At 56.5% G+C, this 19,164-nt stretch carries 16 protein-coding genes and 1 other RNA gene; 12 read left to right on the top strand and 5 right to left on the bottom strand.

The window, feature by feature from the left end; all coding sequences use genetic code 11:
- Positions 1–13: 13 nt before the first annotated feature.
- Complete coding sequence (kbaZ, locus tag AB8804_RS12795; RefSeq protein ID WP_371186758.1) at positions 14–1,321, bottom strand: tagatose-bisphosphate aldolase subunit KbaZ; 1,308 nt, start codon at positions 1,319–1,321, stop codon at positions 14–16.
- A gap of 239 nt (positions 1,322–1,560) precedes the next feature.
- Between kbaZ and AB8804_RS12790 the strand changes: the two genes are divergently transcribed.
- Entirely contained in the window at positions 1,561–2,364 is an 804-nt protein-coding gene (locus AB8804_RS12790; RefSeq protein WP_371186653.1) for a DeoR family transcriptional regulator, read from the top strand.
- 107 nt (positions 2,365–2,471) lie between these two features.
- On the opposite strand, the gene garD is transcribed toward AB8804_RS12790, so the two are convergent.
- On the bottom strand, positions 2,472–4,043 hold the full coding sequence (garD, locus tag AB8804_RS12785; RefSeq protein ID WP_371186651.1) for a galactarate dehydratase: 1,572 nt from the start codon (positions 4,041–4,043) through the stop codon (positions 2,472–2,474).
- Between the two features lie 355 nt (positions 4,044–4,398).
- Here garD and garL point away from each other — a divergent pair, with 355 nt between their 5' ends.
- The 9 genes from garL (at position 4,399) to AB8804_RS12740 (ending at position 14,802) form a co-directional block, all read left to right on the top strand.
- Complete coding sequence (garL, locus tag AB8804_RS12780; RefSeq protein WP_371186649.1) at positions 4,399–5,169, top strand: 2-dehydro-3-deoxyglucarate aldolase; 771 nt, start codon at positions 4,399–4,401, stop codon at positions 5,167–5,169.
- Between the two features lie 22 nt (positions 5,170–5,191).
- On the top strand, positions 5,192–6,085 hold the full coding sequence (garR, locus tag AB8804_RS12775) for a 2-hydroxy-3-oxopropionate reductase (protein ID WP_297116552.1): 894 nt from the start codon (positions 5,192–5,194) through the stop codon (positions 6,083–6,085).
- Positions 6,086–6,137: 52 nt separating this feature from the next.
- Positions 6,138–6,514, top strand: an RNA gene (rnpB, locus tag AB8804_RS12770) — RNase P RNA component class A.
- Between the two features lie 811 nt (positions 6,515–7,325).
- On the top strand, positions 7,326–8,249 hold the full coding sequence (gene tdcA, locus AB8804_RS12765) for a transcriptional regulator TdcA (RefSeq protein ID WP_371186646.1): 924 nt from the start codon (positions 7,326–7,328) through the stop codon (positions 8,247–8,249).
- A 110-nt stretch (positions 8,250–8,359) separates the two neighbouring features.
- Positions 8,360–9,349 carry a bifunctional threonine ammonia-lyase/L-serine ammonia-lyase TdcB gene (tdcB, locus tag AB8804_RS12760; RefSeq protein WP_112010947.1) on the top strand — a complete coding sequence of 330 codons (990 nt, stop codon included), beginning with the start codon at positions 8,360–8,362 and terminating at the stop codon, positions 9,347–9,349.
- 9 nt (positions 9,350–9,358) lie between these two features.
- A complete protein-coding gene (tdcC, locus tag AB8804_RS12755; RefSeq protein WP_112010852.1) occupies positions 9,359–10,690 on the top strand; it encodes a threonine/serine transporter TdcC in 1,332 nt (443 codons plus the stop codon).
- Between the two features lie 30 nt (positions 10,691–10,720).
- Positions 10,721–11,929, top strand: coding sequence for a propionate kinase (gene tdcD, locus AB8804_RS12750; RefSeq protein WP_371186643.1), 1,209 nt, complete (start codon positions 10,721–10,723; stop codon positions 11,927–11,929).
- Positions 11,930–11,944: 15 nt separating this feature from the next.
- Positions 11,945–14,239 carry a formate C-acetyltransferase gene (gene pflB, locus AB8804_RS12745; RefSeq protein ID WP_371186641.1) on the top strand — a complete coding sequence of 765 codons (2,295 nt, stop codon included), beginning with the start codon at positions 11,945–11,947 and terminating at the stop codon, positions 14,237–14,239.
- A 152-nt stretch (positions 14,240–14,391) separates the two neighbouring features.
- The gene (locus tag AB8804_RS12740) at positions 14,392–14,802 is read left to right on the top strand and encodes a Spy/CpxP family protein refolding chaperone (RefSeq protein WP_371186639.1); all 411 of its coding nucleotides are present in this window, start codon (positions 14,392–14,394) and stop codon (positions 14,800–14,802) included.
- Between the two features lie 68 nt (positions 14,803–14,870).
- On the opposite strand, the gene AB8804_RS12735 is transcribed toward AB8804_RS12740, so the two are convergent.
- From AB8804_RS12735 to AB8804_RS12725, 3 genes are read right to left on the bottom strand one after another with little or no spacing between them, the layout of a single operon-like run.
- Positions 14,871–15,359, bottom strand: coding sequence for an Hcp family type VI secretion system effector (locus AB8804_RS12735; RefSeq protein WP_371186637.1), 489 nt, complete (start codon positions 15,357–15,359; stop codon positions 14,871–14,873).
- A 21-nt stretch (positions 15,360–15,380) separates the two neighbouring features.
- On the bottom strand, positions 15,381–15,698 hold the full coding sequence (locus tag AB8804_RS12730) for a DUF1493 family protein (RefSeq protein ID WP_371186635.1): 318 nt from the start codon (positions 15,696–15,698) through the stop codon (positions 15,381–15,383).
- A gap of 2 nt (positions 15,699–15,700) precedes the next feature.
- A complete protein-coding gene (locus tag AB8804_RS12725; protein ID WP_371186633.1) occupies positions 15,701–16,150 on the bottom strand; it encodes an STM2901 family protein in 450 nt (149 codons plus the stop codon).
- A 348-nt stretch (positions 16,151–16,498) separates the two neighbouring features.
- Here AB8804_RS12725 and AB8804_RS12720 point away from each other — a divergent pair, with 348 nt between their 5' ends.
- Positions 16,499–17,830, top strand: a complete 1,332-nt coding sequence (locus AB8804_RS12720; protein WP_371186631.1) for a hypothetical protein — start codon at positions 16,499–16,501, stop codon at positions 17,828–17,830.
- A 21-nt stretch (positions 17,831–17,851) separates the two neighbouring features.
- Positions 17,852–19,153 (top strand): serine dehydratase subunit alpha family protein, encoded by a 1,302-nt coding sequence (locus AB8804_RS12715; protein WP_371186628.1) that lies wholly within the window; start codon positions 17,852–17,854, stop codon positions 19,151–19,153.
- Positions 19,154–19,164 lie beyond the last annotated feature (11 nt).

Here is a 19,164-nt window from a genome sequence, read left to right as displayed (position 1 = left end):
TCCTCGTTTTTAATTATGCGTTTTGAGCCGTTACGCCTTCACAGGCGGCGTGGTACTGCTGGAGTATGTCCTGAATGTGGTCAATGATGAGTTCCCGCGGCGTGGACTTGAGAGCACCCTCGCGAACTTTTACGTACTGCAACGGCAGGTACTGGCTGATCAGCGGCAGCGGGATCGGCTCGTCCGCCAGGTTGCGCACCAGGCGATCGAACGCGTCATCGATCTGCGCGTCGGGCCAGTAGTAGCGCACGCGGTCAGAGTAGCTGTAGCCGCGCGCCAGCCGCCGGGCGTGGCCGTCGCCGTGGTAGTGGCTTTGCCAGTATTCCGGGCGGTCGAGCATGACGTTTTCCAGCACGTGGCGCAGGCCGGAGCTGGCTTTGGCGGGCAGCAGCTCCTCTTCAATGGCGGCAAGCGAAAACAGCGCTTCGCGTAGGGCGAAGGTGAGCGCCGGGCCGACCTTGAGGATGGCGAAGTGATCTTTCACCAGCTGGCGCAGGGCCTGCGGCGTCTGGTAGTCCGTGGAGTGCGCTTCAAACACCAGCGTGTCGTAGGCTTCCACCATCCTGCTGAGCGCGACGGCTTTCTGCGGCTGATAGTCGCAGACGTGGGCGTGGTCGAACTCGACGCCGGGCTGGACCACCAGGCCAATGATGCGCGGCCAGATGTCGCTTAGCCCTTCCTTTTCGAAGGCGTGACGATGCGCCTCAAGCGTGGCGCGGGCGGCGTCCGGCGTGGTGACTTCCAGCTCGGTCAGCGTTTCGTGCGCGCCGCCGGGGACGGGCACCTCGGTGCCGATCACGTAGACCAGGTCGGATGCGCCAAAGCGCTCACGGCAGGTCTCTTCGGCAATCCTGGCCAGGTGCGCCGCGCGTTCGGCGACGATGGCGTCGGTTAAGGGGACCGGATCGTCTTCACAGGACATGCTGCAGTCGAGGTGGATCTTTTTGAACCCGGCGGCGACGTAGCTTTTGATCAGATCGTCGGCGTGCGCCATCGCCTGCTGCGCCGGCTGGTTTTGCCAGCGGTTTGGCCCCAGGTGATCTCCCCCGAGGATCAGCTGCGAGGTCGGGAAGCCGAGCGATTCGGCCATGCGGCAGACAAACCCGTGAAAATCGGCGGGCGTCATGCCGGTGTAGCCGCCAAACTGATCCACCTGGTTGGAGGTGGCCTCAATCAGCAGCGGCGTTTGGTGGGTATGGGCGTAACGAATTGCGGCTTCAAGAACCAGCGGATGCGCGGAACAGACGGCATAGATTCCGCTTGTATTCCCCCGTTTATGGTGTTTCACCATATCTGTCAGATGTTTCACTTTCCTCTCCATTTCGGATGGTGATGGCATTCATCTTTCGTTTTGTTTCATTTGATACTGCATTATGGTGTGGTAAAAATAAAACGAAAGATAATGGTTTTCCGATCTGTTTCACAAAAGAAACATAATGAAAGGTTTCAGCGCCCGTGTCGCTTTCGTCTACGCGCCAGACAGAACTTGCATTCGCGCAAAAGAAAGGCGTTAATAGGCAAAACGAGATGAAACGAAAGTTTATTGATTAAGGAGCTCGTATGAGCAGCACCGATTCATCCGCGGAAAAGCGCATCACCGGCACCAGCGAAAGGCGAGAGCACATTATTCAGCGGTTGCGGGCGCAGGGAAGCGTGCAGGTTAACGATCTTTCTCAGCTTTACGGCGTGTCGACGGTGACGATCCGTAACGATCTGGCGTTTCTGGAGAAGCAGGGCATCGCGGTTCGCGCTTACGGCGGCGCGCTGATTTGTGAGGGCAATGCCCCTGGCGCGGAGCCTTCCGTCGAGGACAAAAGCTCGCTGAATACCGCGGTGAAGCGCAGCATTGCGCAGGCGGCGGCCGGGCTGGTGAAGCCGGGGCATCGCATCATTCTGGATTCGGGCACCACGACGTTTGAAATCGCGCGCATGCTGCGCCAGCATACGGACGTGATCGCGATGACCAACGGCATGAACGTGGCGAATGCGCTGCTGGAGGCGGAAGGGGTGGAGCTGCTGATGACCGGCGGGCATTTACGCCGCCAGTCGCAATCGTTCTACGGCGACCAGGCGGAGCAGTCGCTGCAGAATTACCACTTTGACCTGCTGTTTCTGGGCGTCGACGCCATCGATCTCGATCGCGGCGTCAGCACCCACAACGAAGACGAGGCGCGGCTAAACCGCAAAATGTGCGAGGTGGCGGAGCGGATTATCGTCGTGACCGACTCCAGCAAGTTTAACCGCTCGAGCCTGCACAAGATTATCGACACGCAGCGTATCGATATGATTATCGTGGATGAGGATATTCCGGTGGAGAGCCTGGAAGGGCTGCGTAAAAGCGGGATTGAGGTGGTGCTGGTGTAAGGGAGTTTTACCCCTCACCCTAACCCTCTCCCCAAAGGGGAGAGGGGACAGTTCGGTGCGATTTTCACCCTCTCCCCTGTGGGGAGAGGGCAGGGTGAGGGGAACAATCACGTCACCGGAGCCGGGTTAAACACCGCCAGCTGGTTATGCAATCCCCACTGGTCGGAAAACGTCTTCTTCCGCCCGCTCGCCACGTCCAGAATGAAGTGGAACAGCTTCCAGCCCACGTCCTCGATGCTCTCTTCGCCGGTGGCAATGGTGCCCGCGTTGATGTCCATTAGATCGTACCAGCGGTTTGCCAGCTCGGTGCGGGTGGCCATCTTGATTACCGGCACCGCCATCAGCCCGTACGGCGTGCCGCGCCCGGTCGTGAACACCTGCACCGTAATGCCGGACGCCACCTGCTGCGTGCCGCAGACGAAATCGCTGGCAGGCGTTGCCGCGTAAATCAGCCCGCGCTTCGTCGGACGCTGCCCCGGCGAGAGCACTTCGACAATCGCGCTCTGGCCGGACTTGGCAATCGAGCCGAGGGCCTTTTCCACCACGTTCGCCAGGCCGCCCTTTTTGTTGCCCGGAGACGGGTTCGCGCTGCGATCCGTTTTGCCCATATCCAGGTAATTATCGTACCAGGCCATCTCCTCCAGCAGGCGCTTGCCCACCTCCTCGTTGACGGCGCGCGGCGTAAGCAGGTGAATGGCGTCGCGCACTTCGGTCACCTCGGAGAACATCACCGTGGCGCCGCAGCGCACGAACAGATCCGACGCATAGCCGACCGCCGGGTTGGCCGTAACGCCGGAAAACGCGTCGCTGCCGCCGCACTGCGTCCCGACCACCAGCTCGGAGGCGGGGCAGGTTTCGCGCTGGCGCCGGTTGAGCTTCTCCAGATGGCGCTCCGCGACCTGTAGAATGTCGTCGACCATCGACCTGAAGCCCACGTGACGCTCGTCCTGCAGGCGCACGATGCTGGCGCTGTCCACCGCAATGGCCTGCACGTCCTCCGTGCCCTGCAGCAGGCGTTCAGGCTGAAGCTTCTCGCAGCCCAGCCCGATGACCATAATCTCGCCGCCAAAGTTCGGGTTCAGGGCGAGGTTGTGGATGGTTCGAATCGGCACCACGGCGGCGGGCGCATTGATCGCCACGCCGCAGCCGTAAAGGTGGTTAAGCCCGACCACGCCGTCGACGTTCGGGTATTTCGGCAGCAGGTCGCGCTCGATAATTTTCACTACGTAGTCCACTACGCCCGCCACGCAGTGCACGCTGGTGGTGATGCCCAGCAGGTTCTTGGTGCCTACGCTGCCGTCGGCGTTGCGGTAGCCTTCGAAGGTGTAGCCCTCAAGCGGCGGGAGCGGCTCCGGCACGCGCGTCGCCAGCGGCAGCGTGTTCAGCGGCGGGGCTTCTGGCAGTTCAACCAGCGATTCCTCGACCCAGCTGCCGCGTGGGATAGCCCGCACCGCGTAGCCGATCGTTTCGCCATAGCGCACGATTTCACCCCCCGCGGGGATGTCCACCAGCGCGACCTTATGCCCCTGCGGGATATGCTCAATCAGCTTCAGCCCATCGGGGAAGCGGGTTCCGGCCTTTAGGCCGTTGTCGTTAACAATAATCGCCACGTTATCGGTGTCGTGAACTTTGATATAAAACGCCGTCGACGGCGGTTGTCGAATTTCAATGTCGGCCATTGCTCAATATTCTCCAGCAAAGAATCTGATAATAAATGCAGCCAATTTTCTTATGGCAGAAATAAAAACGCGGCTTTCAGAAATAAAGCATGTCAGGAGAATAGACGAGAAAATGTGATCGCGATCGCGCCCGAACCCGCGATGTCTGATTCTGTGCATCAGCGCCCAGTGGTTCGTGCATATGCTCAAACTATTATTAGCAAGGGCCGCGATACTTGAGCATTAGAACAATGTGCTGCCGGGGAGGGGGCATTATACTGAATGACGATTTTATCACCCTGAATTTAAGTCTGAGAATAAATAACGGACAAACATTAATACCGAATACGGCTGCGGAATTAAAAAGGTAAACGCGATGAATAACGATATCTTCCCGAACAGGTTTAAAGCCGCCCTTGCGGCACACCAGGTCCAGATTGGCTGTTGGTCCGCGCTGGCAAACCCCATCAGCACCGAAGTGCTTGGCCTGGCCGGATTCGACTGGCTGGTGCTGGACGGTGAACACGCGCCGAATGACATCACCACCTTTATTCCGCAGCTTATGGCGCTGAAGGGCAGCAGCAGCGCGCCGGTGGTGCGCGTGCCGACCAACGAACCGGTGATCATCAAGCGTCTTCTGGACATTGGTTTCTATAACTTCCTGATCCCGTTTGTGGAAACCGAGGAAGAGGCGGTACGGGCCGTGGCCTCTACCCGCTACCCGCCGGAGGGCATTCGCGGCGTTTCCGTCTCCCACCGCGCGAATATGTTTGGCACCGTGCCGGACTACTTTACGCAGTCGAACAAGAACATCACCATCCTGGTGCAGATTGAGAGCCTGCAGGGCGTGGATAACGTTGACGCCATCGCCTCCACCGACGGCGTCGACGGCATCTTCGTCGGGCCGAGCGACCTGGCCGCGGCGCTGGGCCATCTGGGCAACGCCGGTCATCCCGAGGTGCAGCGCGCGATCCAGCACATTTTTGCGCGCGCCAGGGCGCACGGTAAGCCGTCCGGCATTCTGGCTCCGGTTGAGGCGGACGCGCGGCGCTACCTGGAGTGGGGCGCGACTTTCGTTGCCGTCGGCAGCGACCTGGGCATCTTCCGCTCCGCCACGCAGAAGCTTGCGGACGCTTTTAAAAAATAACCATCCTTGAGGAAAACAGATTATGACGCTGAAAGTGGGTTTTATTGGCCTGGGCATTATGGGCAAACCAATGAGCAAAAACCTCATCAAAGCCGGTTACTCGCTGGTGGTTTCCGATCGTAACCCTGAATCGGTGGCTGAGGTGATTGCCGCCGGTGCGGAAGCGGCATCCACCGCGAAGGCCATTGCCGAACAGTGCGACGTGATTATCACCATGCTGCCAAACTCCCCGCACGTGAAAGAGGTCGCCCTGGGAGAGAACGGCATTATCGAGGGCGCGAAGCCGGGCCTGGTGGTGATCGACATGAGCTCCATCGCACCGCTCGCGAGCCGCGAAATCAGCGAGGCGCTGAAGGCGAAAGGCGTGGATATGCTGGACGCGCCGGTCAGCGGCGGCGAGCCAAAAGCCATCGACGGCACGCTGTCGGTGATGGTGGGCGGTGATAAGGCTATTTTCGACAAATACTACGATCTGATGAAGGCGATGGCCGGTTCGGTGGTGCATACCGGAGAGATCGGCGCGGGCAACGTGACCAAGCTGGCAAACCAGGTGATCGTGGCGCTGAACATCGCGGCGATGTCGGAAGCCCTGACGCTGGCGACCAAGGCCGGGGTCAACCCTGAGCTGGTGTATCAGGCGATCCGCGGCGGCCTGGCGGGCAGCACCGTGCTGGATGCCAAAGCGCCGATGGTAATGGATCGCAACTTCAAGCCGGGATTCCGCATCGACCTGCACATTAAAGACCTGGCGAACGCGCTGGACACTTCCCACGGCGTGGGCGCGCAGCTGCCGCTGACGGCTGCGGTGATGGAGATGATGCAGGCGCTGCGCGCGGACGGCATGGGCACTGCGGACCACAGCGCGCTGGCGTGCTACTACGAGAAGCTGGCGAAGGTGGAAGTCTCCCGCGCGTAAGGATGCATACCTAAGGGTGACAGCGGGGCGCAAACCCTCTATACTGCGCGCCGAAGCTGACCAGACAGTCGCCGCTTCGTCGTCGTCCCTTTCGGGGGAGACGGGCGGAGGGGAGGAAAGTCCGGGCTCCATAGGGCAGGGTGCCAGGTAACGCCTGGGGGGGAAACCCACGACCAGTGCAACAGAGAGCAAACCGCCGATGGCCCGCGCAAGCGGGATCAGGTAAGGGTGAAAGGGTGCGGTAAGAGCGCACCGCGCGGCTGGCAACAGTCCGTGGCACGGTAAACTCCACCCGGAGCAAGGCCAAATAGGGGTTCACATGGTACGGCCCGTACTGAACCCGGGTAGGCTGCTTGAGCCAGTGAGCGATTGCTGGCCTAGATGAATGACTGTCCACGACAGAACCCGGCTTATCGGTCAGCTTCAACTTCTTTCAAAACCCCGCCTCGGCGGGGTTTTTTGCTTATTGCGCGAGCGAGATGAATGACTGTCCACTCCGCTTTCTATGAAAGAACGCGGCTTATCGGTCAGCTTCAACTTTTTTCAAAACCCCGCTCCGGCGGGGTTTTTTGCTTTCTGCTTTTTGTTCCAGCCATTGTAGGCCGGGTAAGCGAAGCGCCACCCGGCAACCCCACAAACGACATCAATTCTCATTTTTGCGACGCTAAGCACATTTCACTGTTTTCTTCACGCTATCGCCTTTACCCTGCCTGGTTACGATCGTAATCACAAAATTTCGCGCTGAAAACGGACTTTTTTTCAGTGTTGTGAATTTGTTGGTGATGTTAACTCAATGGGGGTGGATGTTTTCTCATTTGATAAATAAATATTGAATATCAAAACATTTACTTGGTGAATATGTGACCTGTTCCACTCTTTATGCTGCACTGCGCTTATTATTATTCCCTTATTTGATAAATTACAAAAATGGTTTAAACAGTAATTGGCTATTTATTCACCTTTAATTGCTTGAAAGTTAGTCTTTATTGATATTTCTCTGAAGCGGAAAATATCTGCGGTTATCGCCATAAAATAAATTTATTACTGCGGGTTTTATTGACATATATCAGCGAAAAGTCATTTGTGAATGTGGTTAATTCATTGTTTAAAAAGGATTTTTGTTGATCTTTATGGGGTGTGCTATTAATGCGAAAAGACGAACTGTGAGTAACAGCACATACCCTTCTGGATAATATTGAGTAGAATCCACGGCGTCATAGGGAAATAAGCGCAGAATATTATGAACACTATTATTCTACCGAAAACTCAGCACCTCGTGGTATTTCAGGAAGTCATTAAAAGTGGCTCCATAGGTTCTGCTGCAAGACAACTTGGCCTGACGCAGCCCGCCGTCAGCAAAATCATCAACGATATTGAATCCTACTTTGGCGTAGAGGTGATGGTCCGCAAAAACACCGGCGTGAAGCTGACCGCCGCGGGCCAGGTGCTGCTGTCGTACTCCGAGTCGATCACTCGCGAAATGAAAAACATGGTGAGCGAAATTAACAGCCTCAGCTTTAGCACCGTTATGGACGTCTCCTTTGGCTATCCGTCGCTGATTGGCTTCACCTTCCTGTCGGAGATGATCAAAAAGTTCAAGGAAGTGTTCCCGAAAGCTCGCGTCTCAATGTATGAAGCGCAGCTCTCTTCGTTCCTGCCCGCCATCCGCGACGGCCGGCTGGACTTTGCCATCGGCACGCTCAGCGACGAGATGCTGCTGCAGGACCTTCACGTTGAGCCGCTGTTTGAATCCGAATTTGTGCTGGTGGCCAGCAAATCACGAACGTGCACCGGATCGACAACCCTGGCATCGCTCACGCATGAACATTGGGTGATGCCGCAAACCGATATGGGCTACTACAAAGAACTTCTGACCACCCTGCAAGACAACCACATCAGCATTGAAAACATCGTCCAGACCGATTCCGTCGTCACCATCTATAACCTTGTGCTCAATGCCGACTACCTGACGGTTATTCCTCGCGACATGATTGCGCCGTTCGGTTCCGATCAGTTTATCGTGCTGCCGGTTGAGGATGAGCTGCCCGTGGCGCGCTACGCCGCGGTGTGGTCAAAAAATTACCGCATTAAAAAATCGGCTTCGGTATTAGTCGAGCTGGCTAAACAATATTCATCCCTGAACGACGCGCGACGACGATGTTGAATTAATACGCTACTCCGCCTGAACGTTTTTAAAACACCCAGAGCGCAATTGTTGACGCTCTGAACCCCGGACTTTGCCCTAAAACAATCAATTATTATAACGAGGATATTATGCACATTACCTACGACCTCCCGGTGACCATCGACGATATTCAGGATGCCAGAAAACGCCTGGCAGGTAAGATATATAAAACCGGTATGCCGCGCTCGAATTATCTCAGCGAACGCTGCAAGGGGGAAATATTCCTCAAGTTCGAGAATATGCAGCGTACCGGCTCGTTTAAAATCCGCGGCGCGTTTAATAAATTAAGCTCGCTGACCGATGCGGAAAAACGCAAGGGCGTAGTCGCCTGTTCGGCAGGGAACCACGCCCAGGGCGTTTCGCTCTCCTGCGCGATGCTCGGCATTGATGGAAAAGTGGTGATGCCGATGGGCGCGCCGAAGTCTAAAGTCGCCGCCACGCGCGACTACTCGGCGGAAGTGGTGCTGCACGGTGAGAACTTCAACGACACGATTGCCAAAGTGAGCGAAATCGTCGAGACGGAAGGCCGTATTTTTATCCCGCCTTACGACGACGCGAAGGTCATTGCCGGGCAGGGCACTATCGGCCTGGAAATTCTCGAAGATCTCTACGACGTCGATAACGTGATTGTGCCCATCGGCGGCGGTGGATTAATCGCCGGGATCGCCACGGCAATTAAATCCATTAACCCGACGATTAATATCATCGGCGTGCAGTCAGAAAATGTGCACGGCATGGCGGCATCGTATTACGCCGGCGAAATAATGAACCATCGCGTCACCGGCACGCTCGCGGACGGATGCGATGTTTCTCGTCCGGGTAATTTAACCTTCCAGATCGTTCGTGAACTGGTTGATGACATTGTGCTGGTCAGCGAAGACGAAATTCGCGACAGCATGATTGCCTTAATTCAGCGAAATAAAGTGATCACCGAGGGCGCAGGCGCGCTGGCCTGTGCGGCGCTATTAAGCGGCAAGCTTGACCACTACATTCAGGGGCGAAAAACCGTCAGCATTATTTCCGGCGGCAATATCGATCTTTCCCGTGTTTCCCAAATTACCGGCTTCGTTGACGCGTAAGGATGACCTATGAGCAACACTGAAAGCATTACTGTTGGCCAGACAAAAACGTCCACCTGGCGTAAGTCTGATACCACCTGGACGCTCGGCCTGTTTGGCACCGCCATTGGCGCAGGCGTGCTGTTCTTCCCGATCCGCGCAGGATTTGGCGGCCTGATCCCCATCCTGCTGATGCTGTTACTCGCCTACCCGATTGCCTTCTACTGCCACCGCGCGCTGGCGCGCCTGTGCCTGTCCGGCAGCAACGTTTCCGGAAACATTACGGAAACGGTGGAAGAACATTTCGGCAAGACCGGCGGGGTGGTGATCACCTTCCTCTACTTCTTTGCGATTTGCCCGCTGCTGTGGATTTACGGCGTCACCATTACCAACACCTTTATGACCTTCTGGGAAAACCAGCTCCAGCTTCCCGCGCTGAACCGCGGCTTTGTGGCGCTGTTCCTGCTGCTGCTGATGGCCTTCGTTATCTGGTTCGGTAAAGACCTGATGGTGAAGGTGATGAGCTTCCTGGTGTTTCCGTTTATCGCCAGCCTGGTGCTGATCTCCCTGTCGCTGATCCCGTACTGGAACTCCGCGGTCATTGACCAGGTGAACCTGAGCGATATCGCCTTCACCGGCCACGACGGCATTCTGGTCACGGTCTGGCTGGGAATTTCCATCATGGTCTTCTCCTTCAACTTCTCGCCGATTGTCTCCTCATTCGTGGTCTCGAAGCGTGAAGAGTATGAGCCAGAGTTCGGAAAAGAATTTACCGAGCAAAAATGTTCCAAAATCATCAGCCGCGCCAGCATGCTGATGGTGGCAGTGGTGATGTTCTTCGCCTTTAGCTGCCTGTTCACGCTCTCTCCGCAGAACATGGCGGAGGCCAAGGCGCAGAACATTCCGGTGCTCTCCTACCTGGCTAACCACTTTGCGTCAATGTCGGGCAGCAAGTCGACGTTCGCCACGGTGCTGGAATACGGCGCGTCCATCATCGCGCTGGTGGCAATCTTCAAATCCTTCTTCGGCCACTACCTGGGCACGCTGGAAGGGCTGAACGGCCTGGTGCTGAAGTTCGGCTACAAGGGCGACAAGAAGAAAGTGTCGGTGGGCAAGCTGAACACCATCAGCATGATTTTCATCATGGGCTCCACCTGGGTGGTGGCCTACGCCAACCCGAACATTCTTGACCTTATTGAAGCGATGGGCGCGCCGATTATCGCCTCGCTGCTGTGCCTGCTGCCGATGTACGCCATCCGCAAAACGCCCGCGCTGGCGAAATACAAAGGCAGAACGGAGAACATCTTCGTCACCGTTGTCGGCCTGCTGACCATTCTGAATATCGTTTACAAACTGTTCTAAACCAAGGCTCAGGATGAGCGGAGCAACACCATGATTGAGTTTCCGGTAGTACTGGTTATTAACTGCGGATCGTCCTCCGTGAAGTTTTCGGTGCTGGACGCCACAAGCTGCGAGGCCCTGGTGACGGGGCTCGCAGAGGGTATCAACACTGCAGAGGCCTTTATTTCCGTGAACGGGGGCGAGCCGGCCAGGCTGGCTCGTCAGGACTACGAAGGGGCGCTGGCCGCCATCGCCCTTGAGCTTGAGAAGCGCGACCTGATGGGCAGCGTGGCCTTTATCGGCCACCGCATCGCCCACGGCGGCGCGCTGTTCAGCGAGTCGACCCCGATCACCGATGAGGTTATTGAGCAGATCCGCCAGGTGTCGCCGCTGGCGCCTTTGCACAACTACGCCAATCTGAGCGGCGTGGAAGCGGCGGAGCGCCTGTTCCCGAACGTGCAGCAGGTGGCGGTTTTTGATACCAGCTTCCACCAGACGCTGCCGCCGCAGGCGTATCTGTACGGCCTGCCGTACCGCTACTTCGAGGAGCTGGGCGTGCGCCGCTACGGCTTCCACGGCACCTCTCACCGCTACGTGGCGGGCAGGGCGCACGCGCTGCTCGGGCTGTCGCCTGACGACAGCGGGCTGGTGATTGCCCACCTGGGCAACGGCGCGTCCATCTGCGCGGTGCGCAACGGTGAAAGCGTCGATACTTCAATGGGCATGACGCCGCTGGAAGGGCTGATGATGGGCACGCGCTGCGGCGACGTCGATTTTGGCGCGATGGCGTGGATCGCCCAGCAGACGGGGCAGTCGTTTGAGGATCTGGAGCGGGTGGTTAACAAGGAGTCCGGGCTGCTGGGGATCTCCGGCATCTCTTCGGATCTGCGCGCGCTGGAGAAGGCGTGGCACGCGGGGAACGCGCGCGCCCAGCTGGCGATCCAGACCTTTGTCCACCGCATCGCGCGGCATATTGCTGGGCACGCGGCGTCGCTGCACCGCCTCGACGCGGTGGTGTTCACCGGCGGCATTGGCGAAAACTCAGCGCTTATCCGCGCGCTGGTGGCCGAGCACCTTCAGGTCTTTGGCATCGCCCTGGACGAGGCCCAAAACGCCCTGCCGGGCAGCGCGGGCGAGCGCGTGATTTCCAGTGCGTCCTCCCGGGTCGCCTGCGCGGCAATCCCGACCAACGAAGAAAAAATGATCGCGCTCGACGCCCTGCGCCTTGGCAAGGTTGCGTCGGATGCGGCTTACGCCTGATAAAGCGAGAATCTCATGAAAGTAACGATCGATACGGGCGTCGCGCCCTACAGCGACGCATGGGCCGGGTTTCGCGGTGAAGAATGGAAAAACGCCGTCAACGTGCGCGATTTTATTCAGCATAACTACACCCCTTATGAAGGCGATGAAGCTTTCCTCGCGCAGGCGACGCCTGCAACGACGGCGCTCTGGCAGAAGGTGATGGTCGGCATTCGACAGGAGAACGCCACCCACGCCCCGGTAGATTTTGACACCAATATCGCGACGACGATCACCGCCCATGGGCCGGGCTACATCGACCAGGATCTGGAGACGATCGTCGGCCTGCAAACCGACAAGCCGCTCAAGCGCGCGCTGCATCCTTACGGCGGGATCAACATGATCCGCAGCTCGTTCGAAGCCTACGGTCGCGAGATGGATCCGCAGTTCGAATACCTGTTCACGGACCTGCGCAAAACCCACAACCAGGGCGTGTTTGACGTCTACTCCCCGGAGATGATGCGCTGCCGTAAATCCGGCGTGCTGACGGGCCTGCCGGACGGCTACGGGCGCGGGCGCATCATCGGCGACTACCGCCGCGTGGCGCTGTACGGCATCAGCTACCTGGTGCGCGAGCGCGAGCTGCAGTTCGCCGATCTTCAGGGCAGGCTCGAGCGCGGTGAGGATCTGGAAGCGACGATCCGCCTGCGCGAAGAGCTGGCGGAGCACAGGCGCGCGCTGCTGCAGATCCAGCAGATGGCGGCGAGCTATGGCTTTGACATCTCGCGCCCGGCGATGAACGCCCAGGAGGCGGTGCAGTGGGTCTACTTTGCCTATCTGGCGGCGGTCAAATCCCAGAACGGCGGGGCGATGTCGCTCGGGCGCACGGCGACGTTCCTCGACGTCTACATCGAGCGCGACATGCAGGCCGGACGCCTGAACGAGCAGCAGGCGCAGGAGCTGATCGACCACTTCATCATGAAGATCCGCATGGTGCGCTTCCTGCGCACGCCGGAGTTCGACACGCTCTTCTCCGGCGATCCGATCTGGGCGACGGAGGTGATCGGCGGCATGGGGCTGGACGGCCGCACGCTGGTGACCAAAAACAGCTTCCGCTATCTGCACACGCTGCACACCATGGGCCCCGCGCCGGAGCCGAACCTGACGATCCTCTGGTCGGAAGCGCTGCCGATCGCCTTCAAAAAATACGCCGCCCAGGTGTCGATCGTTACCTCGTCGCTGCAGTATGAAAACGACGATCTGATGCGTGCCGACTTCGACAGCGACGACTACGCGATCGCCTGCTGCGTCAGCCCGATGGTGATCGGCAAGCAGATGCAGTTCTTCGGGGCGCGCGCAAACCTCGCCAAAACGCTGCTGTATGCGATTAACGGCGGCGTGGACGAGAAGCTGAAAATCCAGGTCGGGCCGAAAACCGCGCCGCTGCTGGACGACGTGCTGGACTACGACACGGTGATGGCGAGCCTGGACCACTTTATGGACTGGCTGGCGGTGCAGTACATCAGCGCGCTGAACCTTATCCACTATATGCACGACAAGTACAGCTACGAAGCCTCGCTGATGGCCCTGCACGATCGCGACGTGTATCGCACCATGGCCTGCGGCATCGCCGGGCTGTCGGTGGCGGCGGATTCCCTGTCCGCCATCAAATACGCCACGGTGAAGCCGGTGCGCGACCATACCGGGCTGGCGGTGGATTTCGTCATTGAGGGCGACTACCCGCAGTACGGCAACAACGACGACCGCGTGGACAGCATCGCCTGCGACCTGGTTGAGCGCTTTATGAAGAAAATTCAGGCGCTGCCGACCTACCGCAACGCGGTGCCGACCCAGTCGATCCTGACGATCACCTCGAACGTGGTGTACGGCCAGAAGACCGGGAACACGCCGGACGGACGCCGCGGCGGCACGCCGTTTGCGCCGGGCGCAAACCCGATGCACGGGCGCGACAGAAAAGGGGCGGTGGCGTCGTTAACCTCCGTCGCCAAGCTGCCGTTTACCTACGCGAAGGATGGGATCTCCTACACCTTCTCGATCGTGCCGCAGGCGCTGGGCAAGGATGAGCCGGTGCGTAAAACCAACCTCGTGGGGCTGCTCGACGGTTACTTCCATCACGAAGCCTCGATCGAGGGCGGCCAGCACCTGAACGTTAACGTCATGAACCGGGAGATGCTGCTGGACGCCATTGAGCATCCTGAGAACTACCCGAACCTGACGATTCGCGTTTCGGGCTACGCGGTACGGTTTAACGCGCTCACCCGCGAGCAGCAGCAGGACGTGATTTCAAGGACGTTTACGCACGCGATGTAACGCCAGGCAGACCCTAAGCCCCCTCCCGCGAGGGGGCTTTTTTGTGCCCGAAGAACATACAAAATTGTTTATATAATTAATCACACATATTCATCCGCTCTTGAAAAACAATGTGCCTGCTTTTCACTACAACAAAATGTAAGGACAGTAAGATGATGAAAATGACCCGTATTGCGCTGGTGGCTGCGTCCCTGACGGTGTGCAGCTTTGCGGCTCAGGCTGCCAACGTAGATTCTGCCCCGGCTCCGGCGCAGGATCCGCTGGTGCAGCACCTGAAGCTGAGTAAAGATCAGGTGAAGAAGATTGAAAATCTCCACCAGACGCTGGAACAGAACGTCAGCAAAATCCCGATGACCGGCATTAAGGACGGCGCGCTGATTGAGATGTTCCATGCCGGAAAATGGAATGAAAGCACGGTAAAAAATCAGCTTTCTGCCTTCAGCAAAATTGAACAGCAGGCGCGCTACTATCGCGTGAAATACTATTTCGACGTCAGCCAGGTGCTGACGCCAGAGCAGCGTACGCAGGTGAAAGCCGATATGGCGAAGGCGCTGTCTGAGTGATTTCAGTTTTTGTAATTTGAAAGAGACCTCACAGAATCATTTAAAATAGATTCTGTGAGGATAGCTTCTCATTGTGCTGAAGTTCGTTCGTTCCATGCATCGGAGAACTGTATATTGCCATCGCAGTAGGTCCAGATAGCTTTTTCATATCGCAACTGAATAGATTCAAGATGCCCTGTTCCGGGACAATTGTGCGTATCGTTAACGATAGGAGAGATTGAGACGACTTTCACTCCTTCAAGTTCTGTTTTGAAATATTCAACCTCATACCCTGTATCATTAATGCGATAATAGACGATCTCAACTTTCTTTAGGTTTTGTCCCGTAGCGACGGCTTTATACAGATAGGGTGAGGAGCTATCTATTTCCTTTTCGAATAGAAAAGGTGCATGTTTGCGCGTACTGGTTAACTTTCCTGATAAAGGATCTGTTGGGATGCTTAAGTTATGGGTCAACCCCTTAATTTCTATACTACCTTCGCGGTTAAAAACATCAGATGATCCTTTAATCAGTGAACCACCGTCATCATAAAACCAGATATGAACCGGTACGGCCATGATACAAACTCCCTATATTAATCAATCGTGTATCCATTTGCCCGCTGTAACCGCCTCGGCGAACATTCTTACCGTTAATGGCTTTGAAATTTGCGTGACAGACGTTTTAGTGAACCATTTCCGGAAAAACCAGGTTTGCGTCCAGGGGAAATAATTCGCTGTTTCAACCTCGATAAGATATTTTTTCTCAAATTTATCAATTGCATACATGATGTCATCCAGATCGGTATAATCCTGTAAAACATCATCAAGATTGAGAGGGATTCTTTTTCCCGTCAATGTTCCTTGTTCTGGTAAATTGTCTCTAAAGAATGCCAGAACATCAGTTTCACTCGTCATAATCAATAGATCCGGTCTTTGGGATGAGCAATCGTATTATATCGTGACAAGGTTTTGTAACTTATCATTGTAACATCAGCAGCTAATATGGTTATCCCTAAAGCAGGTATCCATCGACCAATAAATGCGCCTAAATTATTTGTATACATTGGCTTTCCATATTTGAAGCTTGCAAGTGTAAGAGTGGGTAAACGGTGTGGTAGCTTCACATTCAGGAGATCTCGCAGGTATTTAGAGGCCACGGACGTTCCTACAGTAGCCGTTCCGGGTTTTGTTCTGGTTTCCAGTACAGGTAAACCAAGAATCATTGTTGCCATCATTACCGCATCCTTTAATCCGCCGAACTGCTCATCGGTGACATCCAGAAAAATCCAAAAAAATAGCTCAGATGTAGAGATATTACATACACCTTTATAAAAGTATGTTCCATTGAGTTCTTCAACGGTATCCATAGCCTAACCCTGCTTTCACTGTGGTTTCTGTCATCTCATCCTATAAAAAACTAAAGGCATAGAGTAGGGAAGGAGTCTTTATAAATTCCGAAAAAACGCTCATTTGTAATGTGAAGATTTCATGAGCTGCATCACATTTAGAAAAATTTTATTTTAAAGTGATAATATGAGGAGGTTTTTACTCCTGAATCATAAAATCCACAAAAATATTGTGACTTTTTTCTCCCGCTCTCTCGTTATCATCTTTTCACACCAATAATAATCGCCTGCACTCGTCTGGCTCGCTATCGCTGGCAGCCTGAACTTATAAAAATTAAATACTTACCCTACAAAATAAGCGAGTGTCTTATGGATACGGCGACAAACAGCAGTCTGATAATGAATGATTCCCCCGCGGCACGGCGGGCTGGAATGAGTGAAAGCGAATGGCGAGAAGCCATTAAATTCGACAGCACCGATACGGGCTGGATCATTATGAGTATCGGAATGGCCATCGGCGCGGGGATCGTTTTTCTCCCGGTGCAGGTCGGATTAATGGGGCTATGGGTATTTTTGCTCTCTTCGATAATTGGCTATCCGGCGATGTATCTCTTCCAGCGGCTGTTTATTAATACGCTGGCGGAATCGCCGGAATGCAAAGACTATCCCAGCGTGATTAGCGGCTATCTGGGGAAAAACTGGGGCATCTTATTGGGCGCGCTCTATTTCGTGATGCTGGTCATCTGGATGTTCGTTTATTCCACGGCCATCACCAACGACAGCGCCTCTTATTTGCACACCTTCGGCGTGACGGACGGCTTGCTCTCGGAAAACCCGTTCTACGGCTTATTCCTGATCTGCATTCTGGTGGCGATCTCCTCGCGCGGCGAGAAGCTGCTGTTTAAGGTCTCCAGCCTGATGGTATTGACCAAATTATTCGTGGTCGCGGCACTGGGGCTGTCAATGATTGGCCTCTGGCATTTAGCCAACGTCGGCATGCTGCCGCCGGTGGGGCTGCTGATCAAGAATGCCATTATTACGCTGCCGTTTACCTTAACCTCTATTCTCTTTATTCAGACGCTCAGCCCGATGGTGATCTCCTACCGTTCGCGGGAAAAATCCGTCGAGGTGGCGCGGCATAAGGCCCTGCGGGCGATGAATATTGCCTTTGGCATTCTGTTCGTGACGGTCTTTTTCTACGCCGTCTCCTTCACCCTGGCGATGGGGCACGACGAGGCGGTCAAAGCCTACGAGCAGAATATTTCCGCCCTGGCGATTGCGGCGCAGTTTATCAGCGGCGACGGCGCGGGCTGGGTCAAAATCGTCAGCGTTATTCTCAATATTTTCGCCGTCATGACCGCCTTCTTCGGCGTTTATCTCGGGTTTCGCGAGGCAACGCAGGGCATCGTGATGAATATCCTGCGCCGCAAAATCCCGGCAGAGAAAATTAATGAAACCACCGTCCAGCGCGGCATCATGCTGTTTGCCATTCTGCTGGCCTGGAGCGCCATTGTTCTCAATGCGCCCGTATTAAGTTTCACCTCTATTTGCAGCCCAATATTTGGGATGGTGGGCTGCTTAATTCCGGCATGGCTGGTCTATAAAGTCCCGGCGCTACATAAATATAAGGGTGCGTCGCTGGTGATTATTATCATCACCGGGCTGCTGCTTTGTGTTTCTCCTTTCCTCGCGTTTTCCTGAGGAGTAAATAAGGTCGTAACGATGTCTGAGCAAATGAATCCTTTTTGGCAGTCGTTTATTCGTGCGGTGCGGGAAGAAGTTAAGCCCGCACTGGGGTGTACGGAACCGGTATCGCTGGCGCTGGCCTGCGCGTTGGCCGCAGAGCAGCTGACGGGAGAGGTGACGAAGATCGACGCGTGGGTCTCGCCTAACCTGATGAAAAATGGCCTTGGCGTGACGGTGCCCGGCACCGGAATGGTCGGGCTACCGATTGCGGCGGCGCTGGGGGCGATTGGCGGCAACGCGCGAGCCGGGCTGGAGGTATTAAAAGATGCCTCCGCCGACGCGCTGGCCCGCGCCAAAGCGCTGCTTGAGGCTGGTCAGGTGCAGGTGAAGCTGCAGGAGCCGTGCGATGAGATCCTCTACTCCCGCGCCTGCGTGCACGCCGGAGAGGCGTCAGCAATGGTGACCATCGCCGGCGGCCATACGCGCGTCGTGGAGGTGGTGTGCCGGGGCGAAACGCGCTTCAGGCTTGATGAGCAGCGGGATGAGGTCAACGACGATCCGCTGGCGGCGCTCGCGAACGCCACGCTGTCGCAGATAGTGGAGTTTGCGGAGCAGGTTCCGCTTGAGTCGATCCGCTTTATCCTGGACGCGGGGCGGTTAAACGACGCGCTTTCCCGCGAGGGGCTCAGCGGAAGCTGGGGGCTGCACGTGGGCGCGACGCTGAATAAACAGCGCTCGCGCGGATGGGTAGCGCAGGATTTGGGCTCGGACATTGTGATTCGCACCAGCGCGGCCTCGGACGCGCGCATGGGCGGCGCGACGCTTCCGGCAATGAGCAACTCGGGATCGGGAAATCAGGGGATCGCCGCCACCATGCCGGTTGTGGTGGTCGCGGAGCACGTCCATGCCGATGACGAACGCCTCGCGCGGGCGCTGATGCTCTCGCATCTGGCGGCTATCTATATCCACTACCAGCTTCCGCGCCTGTCGGCGCTGTGCGCGGCCACGACGGCGTCGATGGGGGCGGCGGCGGGCATGGCGTGGCTGCTGGGCGGGCGCTACCAGACCATCGCCATGGCGATCGGCAGCATGATCGGCGACGTCAGCGGCATGATCTGCGACGGCGCGTCGAACAGCTGCGCGATGAAGGTCTCGACCAGCGTCGGCAGCGCGTGGAAGGCGGTGATGATGGCGCTGGACGATACCGCGGTCACGGGTAACGAAGGGATTGTGGCGCACGACGTAGAGCAATCTATCGCTAACCTCTGCGCGCTGGCGTGTCGTTCAATGCAGGCGACGGATACGCAGATCATCGAGATTATGGCGAGTAAGGTGTAGTTCGTTTCCCC

It is taken from the genome of Enterobacter sp. KBR-315C3_2022, from assembly GCF_041399425.1.
In the GTDB taxonomy this organism is placed as follows: domain Bacteria; phylum Pseudomonadota; class Gammaproteobacteria; order Enterobacterales; family Enterobacteriaceae; genus Enterobacter.
This window is presented reverse-complemented; position numbering and strand designations above follow the sequence as displayed.